The following is a 26,629-nucleotide window of genomic DNA, read 5'->3' on the forward strand; positions in this document are numbered from 1 at the left end:
TTTGATATGATTTCAGTAAATGATTTTAAGACTGGTTTAACGATTGAAATTGATAATGATGCTTGGCAAGTGATGGAGTTCCAGCACGTCAAACCAGGAAAAGGTGCTGCTTTTGTCCGATCCAAACTTAGGAATGTACGGAATGGCAATATCCAGGAGAAAACGTTCCGTGCCGGTGAAAAGGTTAATAAAGCCCATATTGAAAACAGAAAGATGCAATATTTATACGCATCCGGCAGCAGTCATGCATTTATGGATACGAACACATATGAGCAGGTGGAACTGCAAACAGGCCAGATTAAAAATGAGTTAAACTTCATGAAGGAAAATATGGAAGTGTCCATTATCACATATGAAGGTGAAGTACTCGGTGTAGATCTTCCGAAAAATGTGGAATTAACTGTAGCGGAAACTGAGCCGGGCTTGAAAGGGGATACAGCGAGCGGAGGAACAAAACCTGCAACACTGGAAACTGGTTATGTTGTTCAGGTGCCACTCTTTATCAATGAAGGTGATGTGCTGGTGATCAGTACTACGGAAGGTAAATATGTATCCAGAGCTTAGTTAAATAATCCATTGTCCAAGCGAAGCGATCCTGTATGCGGGGTCGCTTTTTTAATGCGCTTTTTATTGCATATCGGGGTCATAATTTGTTTTTCCCGACATACATTTACTAACAAGCATTGTAAAGGTGAGGACTTGTGATGGAAGAAATATTAGGTTTATTCCCAGAGTCGATAAGACAGGCAGTCAAAAAAAGGATTGATAACCGCTGGGACAGGATACAGGAGATCCGGCTCAGGCTGCAGCAGCCAATTGAACTGGTTTTTGACGACCATGCAGAATGGCTTTACAGTGTAAGGCCGGACAGGAACGACAGTATATTTGTACTGAATCAGCTGAGTGAATTTTCCCTCTATCGGATGGAGGACGAATTGCGTGAAGGATACGTTACCATCGAAGGCGGACACCGTGTCGGGATATCAGGCAAAGTGAATACATTGCATGGACAAGTTAAGGCAATCCAGTATATCGCTTTTTTTAACATTCGGATTGCCAAACAAAAAATCGGTGCGGCACTGCCACTTATTCCGTATCTTCATCACCATCAATATCTCAATACACTGATGATTGGTCCGCCGCAAACGGGCAAGACGACTTTAATTCGCGATTTGGCCCGCCTGATTGGTACAGGCTGGGAAAAAGCAGACGCACAAAAAGTCGGAGTTGTCGATGAACGGTCCGAAATTGGCGGTTCAAAAAAAGGTATCCCGCAACATGATTTAGGGATCAGGACGGATGTGATGGATGCCTGCCCAAAAGATGAGGGGATGATGATGATGATCAGATCAATGTCCCCGGAAATACTGGTTGTCGATGAAATTGGCAGTGAGTCTGATGTGGGAGCTTTAATGGAAGCCATGAATGCTGGGGTGATTGTCATATGCACTATTCACGGCAATTCGCTGGAGGCATTGCAAAAGCGCCCGTCTTTACGGCCGTTATTTGCCCAACAAGTTTTTCATCGTTTTGTCTTATTGGACAAGCAGCATAAACCTGGTGACATTCAGCGTATTTATAACCAAAGTGGGGAAAATCTTTTGCAGAAACCGAGGTGCGTAACGAATGCAGTGGATTGGCGCGCTTCTTTTCATCGGGACCACAACACTGGTAGGATTTGATATCAGTAAAAAATTGAATGAAAGACCACAACATATCAGACAAATGAAAAATGCTTTACAAATTCTGGAGGCAGAAATTCTTTATAGTCAATTACCGCTGCCGGAAGTATTTGCGATCATAGCAAAACAAATTCCGCAGCCGATAAGCTCATATTTTAACGATTTAGAGGTTTCGCTGCGTCAGTATCATGTTGATCTATACAGTGTCTGGAATAAGCATACGGATGAGCTAATTGATATGTCAGCACTTGGTTCCAATGAAGGTGAAATTTTGAAACAGTTTGGCAGGACACTCGGACAGCATGATTTTGACCAGCAGCAAAAACATATTCATTTGACGATTAAACACCTGGACCGCGAGCTGGATGAAGCCAGAGACCAGCAGTATAAATACAGTAAAATGGCAAAAAGTTTGGGTCTCTTGTGCGGTATCTTCGTCGTATTGTTGCTTATTTAGCAGGGAAAGGAGTACTTCAATGGCTCTTGATGCATCCATATTATTTCAAATTGCAGGGATCGGCATTATTGTTGCATTAATTCACACGATATTGAAGCAGATGGGGAAGGAAGAAATTGCACAATTTGCGACACTGGTGGGCTTTATTATTGTATTGGTCATCGTCATTAACGGCCTTTCCGATCTATTTCAGCAGATTAAATCCGTATTCCTTTTCCAGGGGTAGTCATCAATGGATATCATTCAAATTGTTGTGATTGGAATCATTGCTAGTATTCTTTACATCATATTGAAAGAACTCAATGCTTCCTTTGCATTTTTTATAGTGCTTATAACGACTATCCTGATTTTTTTGGTTATCATTCAACAAATTGGTGTTATTTTTCAATTGATTGAGTCATTGGGAAATAAAGCAAATGTTGATGGCATGTATATGGAAACCATTCTAAAAATCATTGGGATAGCCTACATTGCTGAGCTTGGTGCAAACCTTACCAAGGATGCTGGACTCCAGTCAGTAGCAGCCAAAATTGAACTTGCAGGAAAAATATCCATACTTTTGCTGGCTATTCCCATCATTACGGCGGTTATCGAAGCCATTTTAAGTTTCGTCGATTCTGTTTGACACAGTCCAGGAAAGGAGTAATGCGCCGAGTGAAACAAAAAAAACGGATAGCCGGAATTGCTTTCATTCTGCTGTTACTCCTTATGGGTCAAATGACTGTTTCGGCTGCAGAAGAAGAGGAAGAACTGAATCCGGAAGATATCGAGGAACAAATACTGAATGATGTTGAGCTTGATGGTGTTCAATCATACTGGAGCAGGCTTGTAAATGATTACGGCGGCTATGTACCGGAACTTGAAAAAACGAGTATTTATGAATTTATTAAAGATAATGAATCTTTTTCCATTAAAAATACATTATCGGGTCTCGTTGAATATTTACTGCATGAACTGATTCTGAATGGAAAATTATTAGGCACTTTGCTCATGCTGACCTTATTCTCGATTATTTTGCAAACGATGCATACGGCTTTTGAAAAAAGTGCCATCAGCAAGATAGCCTATTATGTTGTCTATATTGTACTCATATATCTGGCTCTGAATAGCTTTTATTTGGCGGTTTCCTATGCAAATGATGCCATCGACACAATGAGCAGTTTCATGATTGCTTTATTGCCGCTTATTCTGGGGATTATGGCCACCCTTGGCAATGTTATCACGGTTTCATTCTTTCACCCGATTATTATATTTCTTATTAACTTGAGTGGCGTGCTTGTCTCTAAATTTATTTTGCCATTATTATTTCTGTCTGCACTATTATTAATTGTCAGCAGCTTAAATGACAATTATAAGGTTACGAATCTGGCAAATTTATTCAAACAAGCCGGGATGGGAACGCTGGGTGTTTTTTTAACCATATTTTTAGGTGTCATGTCAGTACAAGGTGCATCAAGTGCAGTACAGGATGGTGTGGCGATGAAAACAACCAAATTTATTACCGGCAATTTTATCCCGGTAGTCGGAAGGACGTTCACGGATGCGACCGACACGATTTTAAGCGCATCGTTATTGTTAAAAAATGCTGTTGGAATTGTCGGTGTATTGATTATTATATTGATCGCCATATTTCCGGCTATTAAAGTTTTTGCCATTGCGCTGATATACAAGCTGGCTGCAGCGATATTACAGCCGGTCGGTGATGGGCCGGTAATCACAACATTAGATACGATCAGTAAATATATCGTATTAATTCTTGCCTGTCTTTTGGTTGTAACACTCATGTTTTTCCTGTCAATTGTCATTTTAGTCGTTGCAAGTAATATAACCATTCTCCTGCGTTAGGGGTGGAAAAATGGATATACTGATTGACTGGGTCACACAAATCATTATCTTTTTGCTGCTGGCATCTATCGTTGATTTACTAGTTCCTGCAACTTCCATGAAAAAATATGTCAAATTGGCAGTTGGCCTGATCTTAATTCTCATTTTTTTAAAACCGGTATTTTATTTATTTGATATGGACGTCAGACAGGCACTGGAGGGCTCGATGGCTCAAGTTGAAAATGAGCAGAATGAAATTGGTCAGACAGAAAATTTAATGAAAACACAAAAAAATGAAATACAAGCCTCCCAACATGCATATATTTTAGAACAAATGGCTGTCCAACTGAAAGATGTGGCAAACAGTTCTTTACAACAGGAATATCAGCAGGAAATAACGCATATTGATTTCCAATTTTCTAACGAGGCTGATCTTACATATGACAATATGGATGAAAAATTGAATGAAGTCACTGTAACTTTACAGGAATCAGAACCAGGGGAGGGGGGAGTGGATATTGTTGAAGATGTAGTTATTAATACAGATGAGCCTTCAGAAAATGAAACAGAATTCGATGTGGAAGGAATTAAACAGCTGCTGCATACCTTGTGGGATGTGGAAAAAGAAAAGATCACCATTATTGAGGAGGGAGGGTCATCTTGAAAAATCAATTAAAAAAAATACTGCGGAACTCAGATTCAACTGATAAGCCGCCGAAAAAAGCAGGCTATATTATTGTCATCGGATTAATTGGGTTGCTGTTGATTATCATCGGCAATGTATTTTCATCAACGGAAGAAACGGATGATGATTCATCCATTAATTATGAGCAGGACAATACGGAAGAACAAACAGCAGATGAAACATTCTCAGATAAGGCATCCGAAACGTCCGATGTAAATGAAATCGAAACTAGTTATGAAGACGACCTTCAAGCAATGCTCAACCAGATACAAGGTGTGTCAGAGGCAGAAGTGATGGTGAATCTTGAATCAACCAAAGTGAAAGTGTATGAAAAAAATCTGATAACGGGCCAACAAATAACAGAAGAATCGGACACAAACGGCGGTACAAGAGATATTGAAGATAGTCAAAAAGAGACACAAGTAGTCTTAGTGAACCAAGGGGACAAAGAAGTTCCACTGCTTATCCGGACAGAAAAACCGGATGTAAGGGGGGTCTTTGTTGTCGCTAAAGGAGTTGATCATGCAACAGTCGAACAATGGGTGGTAGAATCAATTTCCCGTGTGCTTAATGTTCCAACACATAGAGTTTCTGTAATGCCAAAAAATTAGGAGGGTATCATAATGTTAAAAAAACAGACGGTCTGGCTTTTGACAATGTTAAGTTTGATGATTGTACTGAGTGTTTATTACATGACATCGCCCGGAAATAGTGGTGATCTCGCTTATTTCGATCAAGGAGAAAATGCCTCCGAGGAAACAACTTCATCTGATGCGTCAGATGAAGAGGGAACTGAAGAAGATACGGATGCAGACGTAGGTGATATTTCCAATTTAGGAGAAGATGAACTGTTTACCAACATACGGATGGAAATTCAGGATGAGCGGAGTGAGACGAAGGATCGGTTGGACGATGTTGTTGCTTCAAGTACCGCAAGTGTTGAAGAAAAGAATGAAGCAAGAGAAGAGATGAATCAGCTGGATGAGGTCTCGAGAAAAGAATCTCTTTTGGAAGACTCCATTCTCTCAGCAGCTGATTACAGCGATGTTCTTGTCCGACATGAGGATGGTAAAGTTCATGTTCACGTTAAGGAAACGGAACAGTTAAGCGATTCAGAAGTCGTTAATATCATGCAAATGGTCCAAGATGAATTTGGAGAGATTACAGTGGATGTAATCTATCAGCCAGTGGAGGGCTGAACAGTTATCATCAAAACCGGGTGCACATCACACCCGGTTTTTATTTATATATTCGCATAAATGGCAGAAGATTGATATAATGTTTATGCTGAAACGGTTTACATAAAAAAACGGTTTCCAAAACGGCGATGATTTCAGGTTGATGTTTTCATTAAAATTATCGTAAAATGTTAAATGGAGTTATTAGTACCTGTTATTAATCTGTGAGAAATGAAAGGGTGCAGGACATGTTAAAAGTACAGGAAATACGTGAATTAATAAAACTCATCGATCAGTCATCAATTGATGAATTTACTTATGAAGCAGACGGAACAAGTGTTACGATGAAAAAATCAAGTGACAATCCGGTTACTGCCGAAAATGCTAAGCCGGCCGAGACAATCGAGAGATCGACTGAAACGGTCAAGTCTGCAGAACCGGAAATCCATGCTGAACAAAAAGAAGACAGTATTCTAACAGAAAAAACTGCTGCAGACACACAAGCCGATTTTGATCATGAGATCGTTTCCCCGATGGTGGGGACATTTTATGCTAAACCAAACCCGGAAAGTGATACGTATGTTCAGCAAGGATCAAAGGTTGAGAAAGACACCGTTGTCTGTATTGTAGAAGCAATGAAATTATTTAACGAAATCGAAGCTGAAACAAACGGAGAAATAACGGAAATCTTGGCAGATGATGGTGAACTGGTGGAATACGGTCAGCCATTATTCAGAGTGAAGACAAAGTAAGGGGATGTCACGGGTGATTAAAAAAGTACTCATTGCGAACAGAGGGGAAATAGCGGTTCGCATCATACGGGCTTGTAAAGAAATGAATATTGCAACTGTTGCTGTTTATTCCGAAGCGGATAAGGATGCTCTGCACGTGCAACTGGCTGATGAAGCATACTGCATCGGTCCATCGCTCAGTAAAGATAGCTACTTAAATTTTACGAACATCATGAGTGTCGCGACACTGACCGAGGTTGATGCGATTCATCCCGGGTACGGATTTCTTGCAGAGAATGCTGATTTCGCCGAGATTTGTAAAGCATGTAACATCACATTTATCGGCCCTTCCGCCGAAGCCATTCAAAAGATGGGGATCAAAGATGTAGCTCGGGAAACAATGAAAGCAGCTGATGTACCAATCGTACCGGGATCGGAAGGAATTGTTGAAAATGAAGAGGAAGCTACCAAAATAGCCGATGAGATAGGCTATCCGGTCATCATCAAAGCAACTGCAGGTGGCGGAGGTAAAGGAATCCGTGTTGCCAAAACAAAAGAAGACCTGATTAAAGGCGTACGCGTGACACAGGAAGAAGCAGAAAAGTCGTTTGGTAACCCGGGTGTTTATCTGGAGAAATTTATTGAGGATTTTCGTCATGTGGAAATCCAGGTGCTGGCTGATCAGCATGGGAATACCCTGCATCTTGGCGAGCGGGACTGTTCGATTCAACGAAGACTCCAAAAATTAATCGAAGAAACGCCATCACCTGCTTTGACACCCGAGATCCGCATGGAAATGGGAGAAGCTGCTGTGAAGGCTGCTGAAGCTGTTGACTATGTCGGTGCAGGAACAATTGAATTTATTTTTGACAGAAAAACACAGTCATTTTATTTTATGGAAATGAATACAAGGATTCAGGTAGAGCATCCTGTAACCGAAATGGTAACCGGAGTTGACTTAATCAAAGAGCAGATCAAAATAGCCAACCATGAAAAAATATCTTTCCAGCAAGACGATATCGAGTTTGATGGATGGGCTATGGAATGCCGGATTAATGCGGAAAGTCCGTTTAAAAATTTCATGCCATCCCCGGGTAAAATAGATTTGTACCTGCCTCCAGGCGGTTTAGGAGTAAGGATCGATTCAGGAGCTTATCCCGGCTATAGCATTCCGCCATTTTATGATTCCATGGTGGCAAAATTAATTACGTACGGAAAATCAAGGAAAGAAGCCATTGACAGAATGAAACGATCACTGGATGAGTTCGTTGTTGAAGGTGTTGATACGACCATTCCGTTTCATCGTCAAATCATGGAGCACGCTGTTTTCGTGAATGGTGATTTTAACACGAAATTCCTTGAGGAAAATCTGATAACAGAAAAGGATGATGATAGATGAGTGAACAGCCTTTGCTGAATGTAAGTGATGATACAAATCTGGGAAGCGTAGAGATTGCCCCGGAAGTTATTGAAGTCATAACAGGCATTGCGGCATCTGAAGTGGATGGCGTATCATCCATGCGCGGAAACTTTGCTACAGGTGTTGTAGAACGATTTGGTAAAAAATCACATGGTAAGGGAGTTAAAGTTGAACTTACTGAAAACGGTATCCTGATCGACTTGTTTGTTGTGCTGAATTTCGGTGTTTCGATACCTAAGGTGGCGCAGCAGCTACAGGAAAATATCCGTCAAACATTAAAAAATATGACAGCATTGGAAATTGATGAAATCAATATCCACGTCGTCGGTGTTCATATGGAAGGTACAGAAGAAAACGAGTAAGGTCAAAAGAGAACGTCTTTTGACCTTCTTTTGTAACGCCAGGAAAGTATATACATGGTACCTTATAAAAAACTTCGGCATTCGTATGAGACGAGGCGAATGCGGAGTTTTTCTTCATTATATGGTTCATTTTCATTGTGGCTTTAGGGTTGCAATCGTGTTATGATTTGAATGAGATATCAATCAAAGGAGCTATGCATGATGAATCGTCACGCAGCACGAGAAAAAGCATTTCAAATACTGTTTCAGTTGGACATGAACGACAAACATCCTGAACAGGCCATGAAGGATCATCCAGAATCTTTAGAGGTCGATTCTTATTTAAAAAGTCTTGTTGAAGGTGTAGCCGAACATAAAAATATGATTGATCAAACAATCGCAGAACATATGGAGAAATGGACCATTGACCGGATTGCTTCTGTGGAAAAAACAATCCTGCGCATGGCTGTTTACGAGATTAGGTATATGGAAGATATACCGGAAAATGTGGCTATCAATGAAGCCGTAGAACTTGCTCATTTATATGGGGATGAAAAATCCGGAAAGTTTGTAAATGGAGTTCTGGCCAAATTTTTAGCATAGAGAGGGGATGAAGCTATGACAGCTGACGTAATTGACGGAAAAGCACTTGCTCATAAACTCAGGGGAGAAATGACAAGGGAAGTATCGCAATTGAAGGACCAGGCAATCTTTCCACATTTAACAGTCATTATAGTTGGAGATGACCCTGCATCAAAATCATATGTAAACGGAAAAAAGAAAGCATCAGCTGAAACAGGTATCTCTTCCGATATTATAGAAATGCCATCATCAACTTCAGAGGACAAACTGCTGGAAAAAATTTACGAGTTGAACAGCGACAAAACAGTTCATGGCATACTCGTGCAGCTTCCACTTCCGGTACATATTCATGAACAGAGGATTATTGAAGCCATTAATCCTGACAAAGATGTTGATGGATTCCACCCGATTAATATTGGTAAAATGATGACAGGCAATGACACGTTTTTGCCTTGTACACCGTATGGGATTATAACGATGCTCCATTCATACGGCATCCAATTGGAAGGAAAACACGCTGTTGTCATCGGACGGAGTAATATTGTCGGAAAGCCGGTGGGACAACTGCTGCTGAATGAACATGCAACCGTTACGTACTGCCACTCAAAAACCAGCTATCTGACTAGCTTTACTGCCGACGCCGACATTCTTATTGTTGCTGTCGGAAAACCGAATGTTATTCGATCTGAACATATTAAGCAAGGTGCAGTAATTATCGACGTTGGCATCAATCGTCTGAACGATGGGACACTAACAGGGGACGTGGACTTTGAATCAGCAGCTGAGAAGGCATCTTACATAACACCTGTTCCAAAAGGGGTAGGACCCATGACAATTACGATGCTGCTCTCAAATACGATTAAAGCTGCTAAAGGACTGTCATACCTTGGAGGATAAATATTTAACGGTAACAGCTCTTACCAGATATATAAAACGTAAATTTACAACAGACCCGCATTTAAAGAATATATGGCTGAAAGGGGAAATATCAAACTTTAAACACCATAGCCGCGGTCATATGTATTTAACGATCAAAGATGATCATACCCGTATTCAGGCGGTTATGTTTGCAAGCAATAACCGCGGACTAAGATTCCGGCCGGAAAATGGGATGAATGTGCTGATACGTGGAGAAATCGGTGTATTTGAACAATTCGGACAATACCAGCTGTATATTCAACAAATGGAGCCGGATGGAGTTGGATCACTTTATTTGGCTTTCGAACAATTAAAAGAAAAATTACATAAACAAGGTTATTTTGATAAACAGGCAAAAAGAGAACTGCCTGCGTTTCCTGAACATATTGGCATTATTACATCACCTACAGGAGCAGCTGTACGTGATATCATTACAACAATTAAACGCAGATATCCAATCGTACAAACAACCATTATACCTGCCCTTGTACAGGGTGAAAACGCACCACAGTCCATTGCTGAAGCCATTGATCGGGCGAGTCAGCAAATCAATTGTGATGTTTTGATTGTTGGCAGGGGCGGGGGTTCGATTGAGGAGTTGTGGAGTTTCAATGAGGAGATCGTGGCCGATGCGATTTTTCATGCTGCGATCCCTGTCATTTCGGCAGTCGGACACGAAACAGATATTACGATCAGTGATTATGTAGCTGATGTAAGAGCACCGACGCCAACAGGTGCTGCTGAGATTGCAGTTCCATCTCAGCTGGAACTGTTGGATAAAATAAACAGCATCCAGCGTTCATTAACACGCATTGTCAGTGAACAGATATCAGCATCAAGGCAAACGTTAAATCGAATGAAGCAGTCATACGCATTTCGTTACCCTGAACAATTGGTCGTGCAAAAAGAACAGGAATTGGATAAAAATGTAGAGCGTCTGGAAAAGGCTTTTAGCCGTGAATGGCGGCGAAAACATGATTTATTGACACATTTAAATGCTCGGCTGCTCGCTCTTCATCCCAGCAGGCAAATCGACCGTACCAATAAGGAACTGAAACAATTTACAAAACAAATCAATCATTTGATGACGAAACAGTTAGAGCAAAAAGAAGCCAGGCTGCAAAATGTCATTGAAAAATTGTCACTGTTGAACCCGCTTGAAACGATGAAGCGCGGTTATGCCATTACGTATACGTCATCAGGCCAACTGGTTAAATCTGTTCGGCATGTAGCTGAATCAGACCAAATAGCAGTCAGGTTATCTGATGGAAAATTGCAATGCCGGGTATTGGATATAAAGGAGGAAAATAATGGAGCAGGAGAATAACCTTTCGTTTGAAGAGGCTATGCTCGAATTGGAGAAGATTGTGGAAAAACTGGAAAAAGGAGATGTGCCTTTAGAAAAAGCAATCTCATATTATCAGGAAGGTATGCATCTTTCTAAGGTGTGTAACGATAAATTAACCAATGTTCAGGAAAAGATGACTAAAATCATGAACGAGCAGGGACAATTTGAAACGTTTGAAATACAGGAGGAAGAATGATCGTGCAGCAGGAACTTAACGACTTTATCAATACAAATAAAGAGCTGATTCAACATGAACTCCGCCATCATTTGCACCAGCTGGATGTACCTGAACGACTGAAGGCTTCGATGATTTATTCGATACAAGCGGGGGGGAAACGGCTGAGACCTGTTCTTTTCATGGCAAGTTATAATGCATACAATCATGATTTAAATAAAGCACTCTCACCAGCCGTCGCACTAGAAATGATCCATACGTACTCCCTGATTCATGATGACTTGCCGGCGATGGATGACGATGACCTCCGGCGCGGACAGCCCACAAATCATAAAAAGTATGATGAAGCTACGGCTATTTTGGCTGGTGATGCTTTATTGACATTCAGTTTTGAACTCATTATAAATGATCCCCATTTAACAGATCAGCAAAAGATACACCTCGTTCAGCTCCTTTCAGAGGCAAGCGGTCCTAAAGGGATGGTGGCCGGACAGATACTTGATATAGAAGCCGAGAAAAAAGCTGTTTCACTTGAGGAGCTGGAAACAATCCATACGCTTAAAACAGGGGAGTTATTCCGTTATGCCATTCGATCAGGAGCTTATCTTGGTGAGGCAACACACGAGCAAATTGTTCATTTAGATGAATTTGCCCATTACCTCGGACTCATTTTTCAGGTGCAGGATGATATCCTGGATGTAACCGGTGAACCAGGGAAAACCGGAAAACCTGTCGGCAGTGATGAAGCAAATGAAAAAAATACATACGTTAAATTATTAGGGCTTGAAGGAGCAATTGAAAAGAAGAAGTATTATGTCAAAAAGGCAAATAAAGCATTGTATGATGCGAATGCCGAATCATCCTATCTGATGTCGCTGGCCGATTATTTCAGTAGCCGTGATCATTAATCGGCTGTCAACTTCTGGAACCTGCTCAACGCTAGGCTCGCTGTATTCTGTGCATAACCTTACTGATAAAAATTTCACTTGATTAGTATTTTGTTATACAATATGTTATAATATACTCATAAGTGGAATGGTGCAGTATTCTAGTCAGCCCTCCGTTCCTGAAGGCGGGCCTAAAAATCCGCCATAGGGCACATCGATGAAGTTCCTTGTGCCGGCTTGAGGCGCCCAGCCTTGGGTCGGTGCTGGGAGTTAAGGTTTTCGGGCGATCCGCAAAGGCATGTGGGCGTTGACCCGATTACCGTGGAGGCCCATCTCTGTAGTGTGATCTAAGCTAGATTCCATTATGGAATGGGGTATGAACCTGTGGAATAGGGTTAGGGTGACCTTATTTACAGCGTAGCCTGCCTTGAGTGGTGGTGAGGGGATTAGGGTTTTAATCGACGATTCCAGGTGGCCACTGGATGGTCTATGGTCCCTATGAAATCATCACTGCAAAAGAGGCTAGGGAGCGGTCAAAGGCTGTTGAGGAAAACTCCTAGACTGTTCTATGACATTTAAAAGGCATTATAGTGCGGACTAAGTGGCAATCCAGTCCGGCATTCGGCAACGATGTCGAGGCGGATTTAAAGGGGAACCACCTTTATGGCAACATAGGGCATCCGCTTGGGAAAACCTACTGGACCTAAGCCGCAGTTTTTACCTTTTAAATGACCATTCCTGTCTGTACATAAATGATTAAACAGGGGTAAAAATGAAGCCGCAAACTAAAAAATCTTTAAAATTCAGTGTTAGTATTGCCGTTATCACGTTTGTGCTAGCGGCTATTTTTTCAGTTGTTTCCGAATCGATTCTCAGTAATGTGATCTGGATATTCGGATTATTAATCGTGTTTATCATCGTGTTTGTAGGGGTTATCTTTGATATGATGGGAATAGCTGCCACTTCGGCTGTTGAAAAGCCATTTCACGCTATGGCAGCGGAAAAGGTTACCGGTGCAAAAGAAGCAGTGAATATTATACGGAATGCTGATAAATTTGCCAGTTTTTGTAATGATGTAATTGGGGATATATCCGGTGTGGTCAGTGGTACAGCGTCGGCAACAGTCGTATTGCAAATTGCCGACTTGTTTAATCAGGGTGATGGTTCTTCACTTCAGATAGTTCTATCTGTTGTACTGGCGAGCCTTGTTGCGGCATTGACTGTTGGCGGCAAAGCAGTAGGCAAATATGTCGCGATTAACGCATCAACCGAGCTTATTTTTTTTGCCGGGAAAGTGATCGCCTTTATTGAAAAAAATTTAAAAATTCGCCTCCTTCCTAATGAAAGTAAGGAAGCCAAAAAATAATTTGCGTTTTTTAACGCAGCAATCAAATTTAAGGACAAAGGGTATCAGTTATGACAAAAAAGCGTTTGGATATTTTGCTGGTGGAACGAAACCTGGCCGACACCAGGGAGAAAGCAAAACGGATTATTATGGCTGGACTGGTTTTCACAGAGCAGCAACGTCTGGACAAGCCTGGCACGAAAGTTGAAGCGTCCATTCCTTTAACTGTTAAAGGGAAATTATTGCCTTATGTCGGACGTGGCGGGTTAAAACTCGAAAAAGCATTAAAGCATTTTTCCATCACGTTAAAAGACAGGATTATGATGGATATCGGTTCATCTACCGGGGGTTTTACGGATTGTGCACTACAGCATGGTGCGAAGCTTTGTTATGCCATTGATGTTGGCTACAACCAGCTGGATTGGAAACTTCGAAATGATGACCGGGTCATTGTAATGGAGCGAACGAATTTCCGCTATGTTACACCGGATATGATCGGGCATGGCCTACCTGATTTTGTGACGATTGATGTATCATTTATCTCCCTGAGGTTGATTTTGCCTGTGTTGAGTCAGCTGCTCCAATCGGACAGCGATGTGATCGCCTTAATCAAGCCGCAGTTTGAAGCCGGACGTGATCAGGTTGGAAATAAAGGAATCGTCCGTGACAAAAGCATACATATTGGTGTCTTGGAGAAAATTGTAATGATTGCCGAAGAGGAAGGGTATCAGCTGTTTGATTTGACTTATTCGCCAATAACCGGTGGTGACGGCAACATCGAATTTTTAGCTCATTTAGGCTGGAAAAAAGATAAAGCAGGAATTGGAATGACAAATGTAGAAATAAATAACTTAGTGGAAAACGCACACCATACGTTTCACACAAAAGACATTAAATGACGGGTCAGTATTGGAGGCCTCCCATGAGTAAAATTCAGCGCCATATTAAAATACGCGAACTCATAACGAATAACGAAGTAGAAACGCAGGACGAGCTTGTCGATGAGTTGAAATCGCTCGGCTATAATGTGACTCAGGCTACCGTTTCCCGTGATATTAAAGATTTGCATCTCGTTAAAGTACCCACATCCAACGGCCGTTATAAATATAGTTTGCCTGCGGATCAGCGTTTTAATCCGTTAGATAAATTAAAGCGCTTAATCAGGGATGCATTTGTGAAAATTGAGCATACGAGCCATTTCATTGTTTTAAAAACGTTGCCTGGCAACGCACATGCTATCGGTGTACTGATTGATAATCTGGATTGGAATGAAATTATGGGCACCATTTGCGGTGATGATACTTGCCTGATTATTTGCAGAACGGAGGATGACTCAGCTGCCATTCAGCAGCGTTTTTTAAGTATGCTTTGATGATGGGGTGACATATGTGCTGACAGAATTATCAATTCAGGATTTTGCGATTATAGATAAAATATCCATCACATTTAATGAGGGTCTGACAGTGATGACCGGTGAAACGGGAGCGGGAAAATCGATTATCATCGATGCCGTTCAATTACTGGCTGGCGGCCGCGGATCTGTTGAATATGTACGTCATGGAACAAAGAAAGCGGAAATTGAGGGTCTCTTTATCCTGGATTCGGACACTCATCACATATATGAGACCGCAAAACATTATGGAATAGACATCCAGGATGGAATGGTTGTTTTACACCGGACGATGACGTCGGGTGGAAAAAGCATTTGCAGGGTTAATGGCAAATTGGTTACGCTTGCCATCTTAAAAGAGTTTGGCAAGCATTTAATTGATATACACAGCCAGCATGAGACCCAGTCATTATTGGATGCCGATAATCACATTCAATTGCTGGACTTATATGATGAAAAGCAAATAACAAAAGCAAAAAATGAATACATGCGGTTATTTGAAAAACTTTCAAGGCTGCAAAAACGGCACAAAGAATTAAGTGAAAATGAACAGGAAATATCTCAGCGGTTCGACTTGCTGAAATTCCAGAAGAATGAAATCGAACAAGCTAACCTTGTTCCGGATGAAGATGAACATCTGGAAGAGGAACGCAGTCAGCTTGCTAATTTTGAACGCATTTATAGTGGATTGCAGGACGCCTACAATGCGCTTTACGGTGAACAAAAGGGATTGGATTGGCTAAATATGGCCAACCACGCACTTCAAAACAACAGTGATTACGATACGTTCATTGCGGAAAAAGCTGAAGAAATGTCCAATCATTATTTTTTGATTGAAGAATTAATGTATGCGCTGCGAAATTATACGGAAACGCTGCAATACGATCCGCAGCGACTCAATGAAATTGAATCCAGATTGAATGAAATCAGCCGATTGAAGAAAAAGTATGGTGCAACAGTCAATGATATTTTGGAGTATCTTGGAAAAATTGAAGAAGAATTAGAAGAAATCACGAATAAGGATTCGCACTTGTCCAAGCTGGAACAACAAATCGACGAAATGTATCATGATGCTTTTTTGGAGGCAAAGCAACTGCATGACTTACGCAAAAAAGCTGCACAATCTTTGAGTGAAGATATTCATAAAGAATTAAAAGACCTATATCTTGAAAAAGCCTCCTTTTCGGTTTCATTTGATTCGAAAGAAAAAGCAGGGGAACATATAAAACTGCACCGGAATGGATTGGATTCTATACATTTTCAAATATCAACCAATCCGGGCGAACCGTTAAAACAATTGCATAAAATTGCCTCAGGTGGTGAGCTGTCACGCATTATGCTTGCTTTAAAACGAATATTCGCCAAACACCAAGGGATAACCAGTGTCATATTTGATGAAGTGGATACCGGTGTTAGTGGCAGAATTGCTCAGGCGATAGCGGAAAAAATTCAGCAAATTTCCAGCCAGTCACAAGTATTATGTATTACGCATCTGCCGCAAGTTGCTGCTATGTCAGATACACACAAGCGAATCCAAAAACATGAAAAAAACAACCGTACCTCAACAATTGTTGAGGAGCTGTCCAAAGATGAAAAAATCAACGAATTGGGACGTATGATAACAGGCAGCACATTAACCGACACCGCAAAAAATCATGCAACGGAACTGCTTGAATCAGCCTCAAAATCCAAAAAACATATTGGATAAATGACGAAAAAAAGCCAGAATTTATACTATCTGGCTTTTTGGGTACTTCATAAAGCATAAGTTACGTTTGATCTTCAACATAAAATCATATCGTTCTTCACGATAGACCATATTTTACACCTCAGGTTATATAACAGGAAATGTTACACATCTTTTCTTGAATTTCACCAGTTTAAAACAAGTTCCGTTCGGTCAAATTAGAAATACAGAGAAAAAAATTAATTGGTATGGGGTTAGGATGAGGAGAGTGAATTGGGTGAAATATCAGCGAAAAATTCGGCTATTAACAGGTATCCTGCTTCTGATAACCATTTTGGCAGTACCTTTTATGACACCGGTAAACCATTATCTTTCCATTCCTAATCAGGTTGTGGCTTTTGATAATGTTTCATCACCTATAAATATGCCGGCACTTGGCGAACATGTGACGGTCGATTCCTCAGGAGACAGTCTTCAGGCGATTGATTCCACAGAATTCCATGCGAAAGAACCCGGGAATAGTGAGCTGATTTACCAGGCCGCGGGGATGCCAATCAAAAAAGTTGATGTTTCAGTACTGGAGGATATCGAAGTCATTCCAGGCGGGCAGTCAATCGGTGTGCAGCTTCATACACTCGGCGTACTCGTTGTAGGTCACCATCAAATTAAGGGTGAAAGTGGAACAGTATCCCCGGGTGAGGATGCAAACATTCAGGTTGGTGATGTCATTTTAGAAATAAACGGAGAAGAAGTTAAAGAAATGGAAGATGTAAAGCCATTTGTAGAAGAAGCTGGAAAAGAGGATAAAAAGCTGAATGTAACGTTAAAACGGGACAGTGAAACCATTGAAACAACATTGGATCCAGTAAAAGACGAAAAAGAGGATGAATATCGGATTGGATTATATATTCGGGATTCGGCGGCAGGGATTGGTACCATGACGTTTTATGACCCCGAAACGAAAAACTACGGTGCACTCGGTCACGTTATTTCTGATATGGATACACAAAAACCGATTGAAATCCATAACGGATCAATTGTCCGTTCAAACGTAACGTCGATTGAAAAAGGCAATCACGGTACACCGGGAGAAAAACAAGCGAAGTTTTCCATGCAGGACGAAAAGATTGGCAGCATTACCAAAAACAGTCCTTTTGGTATTTTTGGCCAATTAAATAAACCAATATCTAATGGCAAATATGACGAACCGATGCCAATAGCCTTGTCACATGAAGTAAAAGAGGGACCGGCAAAAATTTTAACAGTCCTTGAAGGCGAGGAAGTCAAAGAATTTGATGTGAAGGTCGTAAGCAGTGTACCACAGAAGTTTCCTGCCAAAAAAGGGATGGTTATACAAATTAACGACGATGAACTACTGAATGAAACAGGCGGAATCGTACAGGGAATGAGCGGCAGCCCAATTATTCAGGACGGAAAAGTCATTGGCGCTGTTACACATGTTTTTGTAAATGATCCGACGAGCGGTTATGGTGTCCATATTGAGTGGATGCTTCAGGAAGCTGGTATAGAGGTGAAAGAGGAAGCTGAACAGGAAGAAGCAAGTTGATCAATGGACAGTTGATCCCGATTCAGGGCTGAAGTAAATACAATCAATGGATGAGAATCCAAATGACTTGTTATAGGTAAAACACCTGTAGCAAGTCATTTTTTATACAGCATTTATTGCACACCGTCCGTAAATTCCCAACCACAAGAACATAAATCAAAAAACAGATCTGCGTTTCACTTTATGTTATAATTGATTAAATTATAAAGATTTTTCGACAAATACAGGCAGTTTGTGTCATATTTTATCGAATCGAATCGATATTCGAAGTAAATTGAAGTAAAAAAAAGCATATAGAAAAAATTTTAATGTTTTTTAAATAAAAAAAGGATATTTGGAACTTGTGTCGAATATATTACGTGGAGAAAGCTCGAATCAAAGGAGGAAATTAATGTGGAAAAAATTTCAGTTTGTTTGGTGGACGACAATCGGGAACTTGTTGAATTAATGGAAGAATATTTTGAAGGCCAGCAGGATATTGAGGTTATGGGGATTGCCTATAATGGGCGTGAATGTCTGGAAATGCTGGAAGAAACGGATCCTGATGTACTTGTTTTAGACATTATTATGCCGCATATTGACGGCCTGGGTGTATTAAATACAATTCGCGAGTCAGAACGGGAGCATGATCCAAATGTCATCATGCTTACTGCTTTCGGTCAGGAAGAGGTCATGAAAAAAGCGGTTGATTTAGGGGCCTCATATTTTATTTTGAAACCATTTGAACTGGATAATTTAGCTGAACAGATCCGTCAGGTTCAAGGAACAAAATCCATTAAACAGACAGCACCGAAAAAAGTAAATGGCAAAGAACGCAGGAAAAAGGATCTGGAAGCGAATATAACGAATATTATTCATGAAATTGGCGTACCTGCACATATTAAGGGATACATGTATTTAAGAGAAGCCATTACGATGGTTTATAATGACATAGAACTTCTTGGATCAATAACCAAAGTACTCTATCCGGATATTGCCAAAAAATACAATACAACCGCATCCCGAGTAGAGCGGGCCATCAGGCACGCAATCGAAGTTGCATGGAGCCGCGGTAATGTTGAATCCATTTCGGCGTTATTCGGGTATACGGTCAATATTTCCAAAGCCAAACCGACTAACAGTGAATTCATCGCAATGGTTGCTGATCGTCTGCGGTTGGAGCATAAGGCAAGCTAAAAAGGAAAAGCTGTATGCAATCAATTGATCGCATACAGCTTTTTTATTGAAAAAACTTGTTATAAAGCGATTTTACAGCTAAGTCCAGTTTATCTTTCCGTATACCGAACATGACCGATACTTCGGATGATCCCTGGTTGATCATTTCAATGCTGATATTGGCTTCAGCAAATGCTGCCGTCGATTTTTCGGCAATGCCGACGGCACTCATCATACCTTCACCGACAACCATAATCATAGCGAAACCGTAATCAATTGAAATGGTTTCCGGATTCAATTCATTTTTAATACGATTAATAACATTGAGTTCTTTCTCGGCAGTCAGCTGATTATCACGGATGATAACGGACATATTATCAATTCCTGAAGGGGCATGTTCAAAGGAAATGGATTCTTCTTCCAGGATTTGCAATAATTTGCGTCCGAAACCCATTTCCCGGTTCATTAAGTATTTACTTACATATAAATTTGAGAACCCTGTATCAGCAGCAATGCCGACTACACACCTTGACTCTGGGTCTTTGTCTGAAACAATCATCGTACCCGGGCTGCCCGGATTATTCGTATTTTTAATGCATACAGGTATTTCTGCTTGAAATGCTGGCATGAGTGCTTCATCGTGAAATACACCGAATCCGGAATAAGACAATTCACGCATTTCTTTATATGTCAGCTTGGTTACTTTTTCAGGGTTATTGACAACCCTTGGATCAACGACATAGACGGAGTCAACATCCGTAAAATTCTCATATAAATCTGCCTCTACTCCTGCAGCAACGATGGATCCGGTAATATCTGATCCACCCCTAGGAAAGGTCATTAGCCGGTCATCATTTGTGAAGCCAAAGAAGCCGGGGATAACCATGATTCCATCTCGTTTGCGCATATCATATAATTTTGTATAGCTTTCCGGCAGCACCTGAGCATTCCCAGGGTCATTGCTGACAATAATCCCTGCTTCTTTCGGATTAACATAATGTGCATTTAATCCTTGGGTTTTCAAATACTCACTGACGATTTTAGCACAACTGTCTTCACCAATTGATTTCAATCGATCCGTTTTCATTTGATCAGAAGTATCGCTGTTCAGGACATTTTGTATGGATTGTTCAATATCAGCCAGGATCGTTTGAGGAATTTGAAGCTCATTTACGATCTCGGAAAAACGGTCCATAATATTGGCTAATTCATGATTGAAAGGTTCATTTTGAATGCCAAGCATACCCAATCCAATTAAAAGATCCGTCATTTTGGAATCGTCCGGGAACCGTTTTCCGGGAGCTGAAACAACTATAAATTTACGTTCTGCATCATCGGCAATAATTGATCCGACTTTCTCAATCTGTTCGCCGTTTGCTACAGAACTTCCCCCAAATTTTGCTACTTTCATGCTACACCTCTCCATAGATCAATATTAATATGATGATTTGTATTAGTTATCTTCGCGTTGTTTTTTCTTTTTTTTATCCCGATAAACAATAAAACCGCCGATAAATGCAACCCCACCCAAAAAAAACAGAAAACCTGCAAAAAATTGGATGCCTATGTGGAAAAAAATCGGGTGAAAATCGTTGAATAGCGTGTCGCGCATTAATTTTATGCCGTAAGCGGAAATAAGTCCGGGAATAAGCAACATCAGTACCGCAATGATACGAATCATGATTCTATACTTCCCCTCTATGAGGCCGTTCAAAAAGTCCGGTTAAAACCCTCCTTTTTAAACACGCATGATATGTAAAACAGACTTCTCTAAGTATAGCAAAATTCACGGAAAATATGAACACACTGCCGAAATTTAGTGCCGAGTATCGTGATATATTTGCTTAAAAATGCATAATCACGTATGCTTGAATCATGCAATTTATTGCAAAATGGGGGGGTCCTATGAAACGTGTACTGATTGTCGGAGCAGGAAAAGGCGGAAGTGCATTGCTGGAAATTTTATATAACACGAAGAAAATGAATATTGTCGGCATTACGGATATTAATCCGGATGCGAAAGGCTTGAAAATTGCAGCAGAATATGGAATTCCCGCAGGCACGAACTTTGATAAATGGATCAATAAAGATATCGATATCATTGTAGAGGCCACTGGTGATGAACATGTACTCGACCAACTGGTTGAAAAACGAAACAGAAAAACAGTTATTATCCCGGGCAGTGTTGCCTACATTATCACCGAGTTGATGGCAGAAAAGGAATCATTGCTGGAGCGGCTGAAATTGCAGACCAATAATCAGGAATTAATTCTCAATAATATCCATGATGGAATGATTGTTGTGAACAATCAGGAGGTTGTCCAATTCGTCAACAAAAGTGCGGAACGGATTGTAGGGATACCAAAAGAACGATTTATTGGTCAGGATATAAAGGGAATTATTGCTGATACGAGACTCCCTCATATTTTGCGCAGCCGTAGGAAAGAAGTCAATCAAAGACTTCTTCTGGAAAATGGGAAAAAGGTTATCTCAACCAGAATTCCGATTATAAATGCTGAAGAACAGATGCTTGGTGCATTTGCGGTTTTTAAAGATATAACCGAGGTCATGAATCTCGCGGAAGAAAATACGGATCTCAAAGAAATCAAAACACTGCTTGAAGCGATTATCCAGTCCTCAGATGAGGCTATATCTGTCGTTGATGAGCATGGAACCGGGATCATGATCAATCCCGCTTATACACGCATCACGGGGCTCAGAGAGGCTGATATCCTCGGTAAACCTGCCAATGTAGATATATCAGAGGGCGAAAGTATGCATATGAAGGTGCTGCAGACACGACGGGCGGTGCGGAGAGTCCGTATGAAAGTGGGACCTGCCAAAAAAGAGGTGCTCGTTAATGTTGCGCCCGTTATCGTTGACGGAAAAATAAAAGGCAGTGTAGGAGTTCTGCATGATGTTTCCGAGATTCAGACCCTGACAAGTGAACTGAAACGTGCCAGGCAGATCATCCGCAATCTAGAAGCGAAATATACATTTGATGATATCATTGGCTCCTCTGCAGAGATGCAAATAGCTCTTGAACAAGCTAAAGTGGGAGCTAAAACACCAGCAACCGTTCTTCTGCGCGGAGAATCCGGTACAGGAAAAGAACTGTTTGCACATGCTATACATAATGAAAGTGACCGCAAACATTATAAATTTATCCGGGTGAACTGTGCAGCAATTGCAGAAAACATTTTGGAAAGTGAACTGTTTGGTTATGAGGAAGGAGCCTTCACAGGGGCAAAACAAGGAGGCAAAAAGGGGTTATTTGAAGAGGCAAATATGGGCAGTATATTTCTGGATGAAATTGGTGAACTATCCCTTCACATGCAGGCAAAACTCCTTCGTGTGCTGCAGGAGGGTGAAATTATCCGGGTTGGCGGAACCACGCCTGCAGCCATAGATGTCCGAGTCATTACGGCAACGAATGTTAATCTCGAGAAAGCGATTATGCACAAAACATTCCGGGAAGATTTATACTATCGTTTAAACCGGCTGCCGATTTATATTCCATCGCTTAAAGAACGTATAGAAGATTTACCGGAACTTATTGATTATCTTATACAAAAGATTAATCAGGATTATGGAAGAAATATGAAAGCAATTAATGAAGAGGCAATTGCTTATTTAAAACAATACCATTGGCCTGGAAACGTCCGTGAGCTAGAAAATATTATTGGAAGGGCTATGATCTATATGGATATGAACGAAGAAGTGATTCGAAAAGAACATATTCCAAACTTAACTACATTAATGGAGTCTTCCCAGCCGTTGGGAGAGGGCACCAGAGCAAATGACACATTGCAACACGCTATGGAACAGTATGAGAAACAATATATCACGAAAGTTTTACAAGAACATGATTACAATAAAACCCGAACCGCCAGAGCTTTAAAAATATCGATACGAAATCTCTATTACAAACTTGAAAAACATCGCATTGAAAAAGATGGCATGCAATATTTTTCATAAATGCATTTTTTTGCATAGTCCGGCAGACGCATATAAAGCGCTTTCAATGATAAAGTGATTGGCACGATTTTTGCAAGTATAACGTGGGGGTGGAAGTGATCTGATGCAACATTTAAGTGAGCTGATGGAACAGGCAAAATCTGAAGAAAAACAGATTGTTGCTGTGGCCAATGCTGCGGATAAAGAGGTGTTGTCAGCAGTCAAAAAAGCTATTGAAGAAAAGTTGTGCTCGTTTTTATTATTCGCAGCTGAGGATGGTGTGCGGAAACATGCTGCAGAAATTGATCTTGACTTGTCAACAGAAGCGGCAGCAATTGTTCATACGGAGCACAATCCTCAAACAGCAGCCGTTAAAGCTGTTCACGATCACAAAGCAGATATTTTGATGAAGGGAAATATATCAACAAAAAAATTACTGAAGGCAGTGCTTGATAAAGAAACCGGATTAAGAACCGGAAACAACTTATCACATGTTGCATTATTTGAAATTCCCAATCAGGACCGGCTACTCTTTTTAACGGATGCTGCGATGAACATTGCACCTGACTTGGACGGAAAAACGAATATGATTAAAAATGCAGTGCAAGTTGCACATGGCATTGGTTTACAAAAACCAAATGTGGCTGTGCTTGCTGCTGTAGAAGTTATTAATGATGAGATGCTGGCAACCATTGATGCAGCAGCACTTACTCAGATGCAAAAGCGCCAGCAAATCAGAGGTTGTACAGTTGATGGGCCCTTGGCTCTGGATAACGCCATATCTGCAGATGCTGCCCGTCAGAAAGGAATTGACTCCGAGGTGGCGGGAAATGCGGATATACTTATGGTGCCGACAATTGAGACAGGCAATATGCTATATAAATCTTTCATGTACTTTGCGGGTGCAAAAGTGGCAAGTGTCATTAGCGGCGCGAGCGCACCGATCGTTCTGACTTCGCGAGCCGATTCCAGTGAAAGTAAATTGTATTCCTTATCACTGGCTTTGGCATCGGCAAAAACTTTTTGAACTTACTGGAAGCTGCACACATACTGCAGCGAACTTTATTGATTGATTAAGGGGGACATCATAGTGGAAATTTTTAAGTATATGGAGAGTTATGATTATGAACAGCTGGTATTTTGCCAGGATGAAAATTCCGGATTGAAGGCAATTATTGCTATACATGATACAACACTTGGACCGGCACTTGGCGGAACAAGAATGTGGACATATAATTCCGAAGCGGATGCAATTGAGGATGTACTGCGGCTGGCGAAAGGTATGACGTACAAAAATGCGGCTGCAGGCCTGAATCTTGGCGGAGGTAAAACAGTCATTATCGGGGACCCGAAAAAAGATAAAAGTCCCGAAATGTTCCGCGCCTTTGGACGGTATATTCAAAGCCTGAACGGACGGTATATCACGGCAGAGGATGTAGGGACAACCGTTCAGGATATGGATTTAATCCATATGGAAACAGACTTTGTTACAGGGGTGTCACCTGAATCAGGATCATCAGGAAATCCATCACCTGTTACAGCTTATGGTGTTTATAAAGGGATGAAGGCGGCGGCGATGGAAGCGTATGGTGATGCCTCACTGGAAGGAAAAACCGTTGCAGTTCAAGGGATTGGAAATGTGGCCTTTGCATTGTGTGAGTATTTACATGAAGAAGGTGCCCATTTAATCGTCACCGATATTCATGAGGAGGCTGTGAAACATGCAGTGGATACTTTCGGCGCCAAAGCTGTAGATCCAGATGATATTTACAGTGCCGATTGTGATATTTATGCACCATGTGCGCTTGGAGCAACCATAAATGATGAAACCATTCCGCAATTAAAAGCAAAAGTAATAGCCGGTTCCGCGAATAACCAGCTTAAAACAACAGACCACGGGGATATGATTCATGAAATGGGGATTGTTTATGCACCTGATTACGTTATCAATTCCGGTGGTGTGATTAATGTAGCCGATGAATTGAATGGCTATAATCAAACAAGAGCCATGAAAAAAGTGGAAACAATATATGATAATTTAATGCAAGTATTTGAAATCTCAAAACGGGATCAAATACCAACTTACGCCGCTGCTGACCGTTTGGCAGAGGAGCGGATCCAATCGTTACGGGCATCACGCAGTCCATTTTTATTGAATGGTCACCACATACTAAGCAGGCGATAACACGTATGGGAGTTGGAGGTAAATTGCTTTGTCACAGAAGCCATTAAGGGTTTTAGTCATTAACCCGGGTTCAACATCAACGAAAATCGGTGTTTTTGACAATGAGCACTGTATTTTTGAAAAAACGATACGTCACAGCATGGAAGAACTGTCTCAATATCAGCACATTATTGATCAATATGCGTTTCGCAAACGTGCGTTACTGGAACAGCTGGATTATGAAGGTATCAATATTTCCAAATTGAATGCTGTTTGTGCCCGCGGGGGCCTTCTGCGCCCGATTGAAGGCGGGACGTATCAAGTCAATGAATCAATGCTGCAGGATTTGAAGTTGGGCTACAACGGAGAACACGCTTCGAATTTAGGTGGGATTATCGCGTATGAGATAGCTAATGGGTTAAACATTCCGTCTTTTATTGTGGATCCGGTCGTAGTGGATGAGCTCAGTGAAATCGCCAGGGTGTCCGGGGTTCCGGAAATCCCGAGGAAAAGTATTTTTCATGCATTAAATCAAAAAGCTGCAGCCAGGAAAGCGGCGAAGGAAATCAGAAAAGATTATATCAATCTGAATTTAATTGTCACACACATGGGCGGTGGTATTACAATTGGGGCACATAAAAATGGGAAAGTGATCGATGTCAACAACGGTCTGCATGGAGATGGACCATTTTCCCCGGAACGGGCTGGTACCACTCCTGTTGGTGATTTGGTTTCCATGTGTTTCTCAGGACAATATTACCGGGATGAATTGATGAAAAAGCTTGTTGGGCAGGGTGGTCTGATGGCTTATCTCAATACAAATGACGCCGTTGAGGTAGAACAACGGATTAACAGTGGTGATCACTATGCAGCCCATATTTATGATGCCATGGCCTATCAAATTGCCAAAGAAATCGGATCAATGAGTGCCGTGCTTGAAGGGGATGTGGATACGATCGTTCTTACCGGTGGATTGGCTTATGGAAAAAGGTTTACAGATCTGATCACGGATCGGGTCGGATGGATTGCTGACACGATTATTTACCCTGGTGAGGATGAATTACAGGCACTGAACGAAGGTGCATTGCGTGTGCTGCGGGGAGAAGAATCAGCAAGAGAATACCTTGCTAACTAAA

General features: G+C 41.2%; 29 protein-coding genes. 27 read left to right on the forward strand and 2 right to left on the reverse strand.

Annotated elements, in window-relative coordinates; translation table 11 throughout:
* Positions 1 to 6 precede the first annotated feature (6 nt).
* The 23 genes from efp (at position 7) to spo0A (ending at position 19,393) form a co-directional block, all read left to right on the forward strand.
* Positions 7 to 564 carry an elongation factor P gene (efp, locus tag BM195_RS00975; protein WP_090232279.1) on the forward strand — a complete coding sequence of 186 codons (558 nt, stop codon included), beginning with the start codon at positions 7 to 9 and terminating at the stop codon, positions 562 to 564.
* Positions 565 to 704: 140 nt separating this feature from the next.
* A complete protein-coding gene (spoIIIAA, locus tag BM195_RS00980) occupies positions 705 to 1,682 on the forward strand; it encodes a stage III sporulation protein AA (RefSeq protein ID WP_090232282.1) in 978 nt (325 codons plus the stop codon).
* Positions 1,627 to 2,139 (forward strand): stage III sporulation protein SpoIIIAB, encoded by a 513-nt coding sequence (spoIIIAB, locus tag BM195_RS00985; RefSeq protein WP_090232284.1) that lies wholly within the window; start codon positions 1,627 to 1,629, stop codon positions 2,137 to 2,139. The genes spoIIIAA and spoIIIAB overlap by 56 nt, the downstream gene beginning before the upstream one ends.
* 19 nt (positions 2,140 to 2,158) lie before the next feature.
* The gene (gene spoIIIAC / locus BM195_RS00990; RefSeq protein WP_090232287.1) at positions 2,159 to 2,365 is read left to right on the forward strand and encodes a stage III sporulation protein AC; all 207 of its coding nucleotides are present in this window, start codon (positions 2,159 to 2,161) and stop codon (positions 2,363 to 2,365) included.
* 6 nt (positions 2,366 to 2,371) lie between these two features.
* Complete coding sequence (gene spoIIIAD / locus BM195_RS00995; RefSeq protein ID WP_090232289.1) at positions 2,372 to 2,764, forward strand: stage III sporulation protein AD; 393 nt, start codon at positions 2,372 to 2,374, stop codon at positions 2,762 to 2,764.
* A 20-nt stretch (positions 2,765 to 2,784) separates the two neighbouring features.
* Positions 2,785 to 3,984 (forward strand): stage III sporulation protein AE, encoded by a 1,200-nt coding sequence (spoIIIAE, locus tag BM195_RS01000; RefSeq protein ID WP_090232291.1) that lies wholly within the window; start codon positions 2,785 to 2,787, stop codon positions 3,982 to 3,984.
* A 10-nt stretch (positions 3,985 to 3,994) separates the two neighbouring features.
* Positions 3,995 to 4,627, forward strand: coding sequence for a stage III sporulation protein AF (spoIIIAF, locus tag BM195_RS01005; RefSeq protein WP_090232294.1), 633 nt, complete (start codon positions 3,995 to 3,997; stop codon positions 4,625 to 4,627).
* Positions 4,624 to 5,259, forward strand: a complete 636-nt coding sequence (spoIIIAG, locus tag BM195_RS01010) for a stage III sporulation protein AG (RefSeq protein WP_090232296.1) — start codon at positions 4,624 to 4,626, stop codon at positions 5,257 to 5,259. The genes spoIIIAF and spoIIIAG overlap by 4 nt, the downstream gene beginning before the upstream one ends.
* 12 nt (positions 5,260 to 5,271) lie before the next feature.
* A complete protein-coding gene (locus BM195_RS01015; RefSeq protein WP_090232298.1) occupies positions 5,272 to 5,847 on the forward strand; it encodes a SpoIIIAH-like family protein in 576 nt (191 codons plus the stop codon).
* A gap of 227 nt (positions 5,848 to 6,074) precedes the next feature.
* Positions 6,075 to 6,578, forward strand: a complete 504-nt coding sequence (gene accB / locus BM195_RS01020) for an acetyl-CoA carboxylase biotin carboxyl carrier protein (protein ID WP_090232301.1) — start codon at positions 6,075 to 6,077, stop codon at positions 6,576 to 6,578.
* Positions 6,579 to 6,591: 13 nt separating this feature from the next.
* On the forward strand, positions 6,592 to 7,956 hold the full coding sequence (gene accC, locus BM195_RS01025) for an acetyl-CoA carboxylase biotin carboxylase subunit (protein ID WP_090232304.1): 1,365 nt from the start codon (positions 6,592 to 6,594) through the stop codon (positions 7,954 to 7,956).
* Positions 7,953 to 8,339: an Asp23/Gls24 family envelope stress response protein gene (locus BM195_RS01030; protein WP_090232307.1), complete on the forward strand. Its 387-nt coding sequence runs from the start codon at positions 7,953 to 7,955 to the stop codon at positions 8,337 to 8,339. Before accC ends, BM195_RS01030 begins: the two co-directional genes overlap by 4 nt.
* Positions 8,340 to 8,540: 201 nt before the next feature.
* Positions 8,541 to 8,921: a transcription antitermination factor NusB gene (gene nusB, locus BM195_RS01035; RefSeq protein ID WP_090232310.1), complete on the forward strand. Its 381-nt coding sequence runs from the start codon at positions 8,541 to 8,543 to the stop codon at positions 8,919 to 8,921.
* Between the two features lie 15 nt (positions 8,922 to 8,936).
* Positions 8,937 to 9,797, forward strand: a complete 861-nt coding sequence (gene folD / locus BM195_RS01040; protein ID WP_090232312.1) for a bifunctional methylenetetrahydrofolate dehydrogenase/methenyltetrahydrofolate cyclohydrolase FolD — start codon at positions 8,937 to 8,939, stop codon at positions 9,795 to 9,797.
* Entirely contained in the window at positions 9,787 to 11,145 is a 1,359-nt protein-coding gene (gene xseA / locus BM195_RS01045; RefSeq protein ID WP_090232315.1) for an exodeoxyribonuclease VII large subunit, read from the forward strand. Before folD ends, xseA begins: the two co-directional genes overlap by 11 nt.
* Positions 11,129 to 11,362, forward strand: coding sequence for an exodeoxyribonuclease VII small subunit (locus BM195_RS01050; protein WP_090232316.1), 234 nt, complete (start codon positions 11,129 to 11,131; stop codon positions 11,360 to 11,362). Before xseA ends, BM195_RS01050 begins: the two co-directional genes overlap by 17 nt.
* Positions 11,363 to 11,364: 2 nt before the next feature.
* Positions 11,365 to 12,249, forward strand: a complete 885-nt coding sequence (locus BM195_RS01055) for a polyprenyl synthetase family protein (protein WP_425283887.1) — start codon at positions 11,365 to 11,367, stop codon at positions 12,247 to 12,249.
* 751 nt (positions 12,250 to 13,000) lie between these two features.
* Positions 13,001 to 13,594, forward strand: coding sequence for a hypothetical protein (locus BM195_RS01060; protein ID WP_090232321.1), 594 nt, complete (start codon positions 13,001 to 13,003; stop codon positions 13,592 to 13,594).
* Positions 13,595 to 13,644: 50 nt separating this feature from the next.
* Complete coding sequence (locus BM195_RS01065) at positions 13,645 to 14,472, forward strand: TlyA family RNA methyltransferase (protein WP_090232324.1); 828 nt, start codon at positions 13,645 to 13,647, stop codon at positions 14,470 to 14,472.
* Between the two features lie 23 nt (positions 14,473 to 14,495).
* Positions 14,496 to 14,945: a transcriptional regulator AhrC/ArgR gene (gene ahrC, locus BM195_RS01070; RefSeq protein ID WP_090232327.1), complete on the forward strand. Its 450-nt coding sequence runs from the start codon at positions 14,496 to 14,498 to the stop codon at positions 14,943 to 14,945.
* A 16-nt stretch (positions 14,946 to 14,961) separates the two neighbouring features.
* Complete coding sequence (recN, locus tag BM195_RS01075) at positions 14,962 to 16,671, forward strand: DNA repair protein RecN (protein ID WP_090232330.1); 1,710 nt, start codon at positions 14,962 to 14,964, stop codon at positions 16,669 to 16,671.
* 238 nt (positions 16,672 to 16,909) lie between these two features.
* The gene (gene spoIVB, locus BM195_RS01080) at positions 16,910 to 18,217 is read left to right on the forward strand and encodes a SpoIVB peptidase (RefSeq protein WP_090232332.1); all 1,308 of its coding nucleotides are present in this window, start codon (positions 16,910 to 16,912) and stop codon (positions 18,215 to 18,217) included.
* Between the two features lie 393 nt (positions 18,218 to 18,610).
* Positions 18,611 to 19,393 carry a sporulation transcription factor Spo0A gene (spo0A, locus tag BM195_RS01085; protein ID WP_090232334.1) on the forward strand — a complete coding sequence of 261 codons (783 nt, stop codon included), beginning with the start codon at positions 18,611 to 18,613 and terminating at the stop codon, positions 19,391 to 19,393.
* A gap of 43 nt (positions 19,394 to 19,436) precedes the next feature.
* Here spo0A and BM195_RS01090 read toward each other — a convergent pair whose 3' ends face one another.
* Positions 19,437 to 20,783: an aspartate kinase gene (locus tag BM195_RS01090; protein WP_090232336.1), complete on the reverse strand. Its 1,347-nt coding sequence runs from the start codon at positions 20,781 to 20,783 to the stop codon at positions 19,437 to 19,439.
* Positions 20,784 to 20,825: 42 nt separating this feature from the next.
* Positions 20,826 to 21,053, reverse strand: coding sequence for a DUF2627 family protein (locus tag BM195_RS01095; protein WP_090232338.1), 228 nt, complete (start codon positions 21,051 to 21,053; stop codon positions 20,826 to 20,828).
* 224 nt (positions 21,054 to 21,277) lie between these two features.
* Between BM195_RS01095 and BM195_RS01100 the strand changes: the two genes are divergently transcribed.
* The 4 genes from BM195_RS01100 to buk all read left to right on the forward strand — a co-directional run bounded on the left by BM195_RS01100 (position 21,278) and on the right by buk (position 26,628).
* Positions 21,278 to 23,350, forward strand: coding sequence for a sigma 54-interacting transcriptional regulator (locus BM195_RS01100; RefSeq protein WP_090232341.1), 2,073 nt, complete (start codon positions 21,278 to 21,280; stop codon positions 23,348 to 23,350).
* A gap of 103 nt (positions 23,351 to 23,453) precedes the next feature.
* Positions 23,454 to 24,356 carry a phosphate butyryltransferase gene (gene yqiS / locus BM195_RS01105; RefSeq protein WP_090232345.1) on the forward strand — a complete coding sequence of 301 codons (903 nt, stop codon included), beginning with the start codon at positions 23,454 to 23,456 and terminating at the stop codon, positions 24,354 to 24,356.
* Between the two features lie 63 nt (positions 24,357 to 24,419).
* Positions 24,420 to 25,514 (forward strand): branched-chain amino acid dehydrogenase, encoded by a 1,095-nt coding sequence (bcd, locus tag BM195_RS01110; RefSeq protein ID WP_090232349.1) that lies wholly within the window; start codon positions 24,420 to 24,422, stop codon positions 25,512 to 25,514.
* Between the two features lie 28 nt (positions 25,515 to 25,542).
* Positions 25,543 to 26,628, forward strand: a complete 1,086-nt coding sequence (gene buk / locus BM195_RS01115; protein ID WP_090232352.1) for a butyrate kinase — start codon at positions 25,543 to 25,545, stop codon at positions 26,626 to 26,628.
* Position 26,629 lies beyond the last annotated feature (1 nt).

The sequence above is a fragment of the Lentibacillus halodurans genome (assembly GCF_900112045.1).
In the GTDB taxonomy this organism is placed as follows: Bacteria; Bacillota; Bacilli; order Bacillales; family Amphibacillaceae; genus Lentibacillus; species Lentibacillus halodurans.

Coding starts and splice junctions, on each gene's coding strand:
- efp (WP_090232279.1), top strand. CDS start 7: ATGATTTCAGTAAATGATTTTAAGACTGGTTTAACGATTGAAATTGAT.
- spoIIIAA (WP_090232282.1), top strand. CDS start 705: ATGGAAGAAATATTAGGTTTATTCCCAGAGTCGATAAGACAGGCAGTC.
- spoIIIAB (WP_090232284.1), top strand. CDS start 1,627: ATGCAGTGGATTGGCGCGCTTCTTTTCATCGGGACCACAACACTGGTA.
- spoIIIAC (WP_090232287.1), top strand. CDS start 2,159: ATGGCTCTTGATGCATCCATATTATTTCAAATTGCAGGGATCGGCATT.
- spoIIIAD (WP_090232289.1), top strand. CDS start 2,372: ATGGATATCATTCAAATTGTTGTGATTGGAATCATTGCTAGTATTCTT.
- spoIIIAE (WP_090232291.1), top strand. CDS start 2,785: ATGCGCCGAGTGAAACAAAAAAAACGGATAGCCGGAATTGCTTTCATT.
- spoIIIAF (WP_090232294.1), top strand. CDS start 3,995: ATGGATATACTGATTGACTGGGTCACACAAATCATTATCTTTTTGCTG.
- BM195_RS01015 (WP_090232298.1), top strand. CDS start 5,272: ATGTTAAAAAAACAGACGGTCTGGCTTTTGACAATGTTAAGTTTGATG.
- accB (WP_090232301.1), top strand. CDS start 6,075: ATGTTAAAAGTACAGGAAATACGTGAATTAATAAAACTCATCGATCAG.
- BM195_RS01030 (WP_090232307.1), top strand. CDS start 7,953: ATGAGTGAACAGCCTTTGCTGAATGTAAGTGATGATACAAATCTGGGA.
- nusB (WP_090232310.1), top strand. CDS start 8,541: ATGAATCGTCACGCAGCACGAGAAAAAGCATTTCAAATACTGTTTCAG.
- folD (WP_090232312.1), top strand. CDS start 8,937: ATGACAGCTGACGTAATTGACGGAAAAGCACTTGCTCATAAACTCAGG.
- BM195_RS01050 (WP_090232316.1), top strand. CDS start 11,129: ATGGAGCAGGAGAATAACCTTTCGTTTGAAGAGGCTATGCTCGAATTG.
- BM195_RS01060 (WP_090232321.1), top strand. CDS start 13,001: ATGAAGCCGCAAACTAAAAAATCTTTAAAATTCAGTGTTAGTATTGCC.
- BM195_RS01065 (WP_090232324.1), top strand. CDS start 13,645: ATGACAAAAAAGCGTTTGGATATTTTGCTGGTGGAACGAAACCTGGCC.
- ahrC (WP_090232327.1), top strand. CDS start 14,496: ATGAGTAAAATTCAGCGCCATATTAAAATACGCGAACTCATAACGAAT.
- spoIVB (WP_090232332.1), top strand. CDS start 16,910: ATGAGGAGAGTGAATTGGGTGAAATATCAGCGAAAAATTCGGCTATTA.
- BM195_RS01090 (WP_090232336.1), bottom strand. CDS start 20,783: ATGAAAGTAGCAAAATTTGGGGGAAGTTCTGTAGCAAACGGCGAACAG.
- BM195_RS01095 (WP_090232338.1), bottom strand. CDS start 21,053: ATGATTCGTATCATTGCGGTACTGATGTTGCTTATTCCCGGACTTATT.
- BM195_RS01100 (WP_090232341.1), top strand. CDS start 21,278: ATGAAACGTGTACTGATTGTCGGAGCAGGAAAAGGCGGAAGTGCATTG.
- yqiS (WP_090232345.1), top strand. CDS start 23,454: ATGCAACATTTAAGTGAGCTGATGGAACAGGCAAAATCTGAAGAAAAA.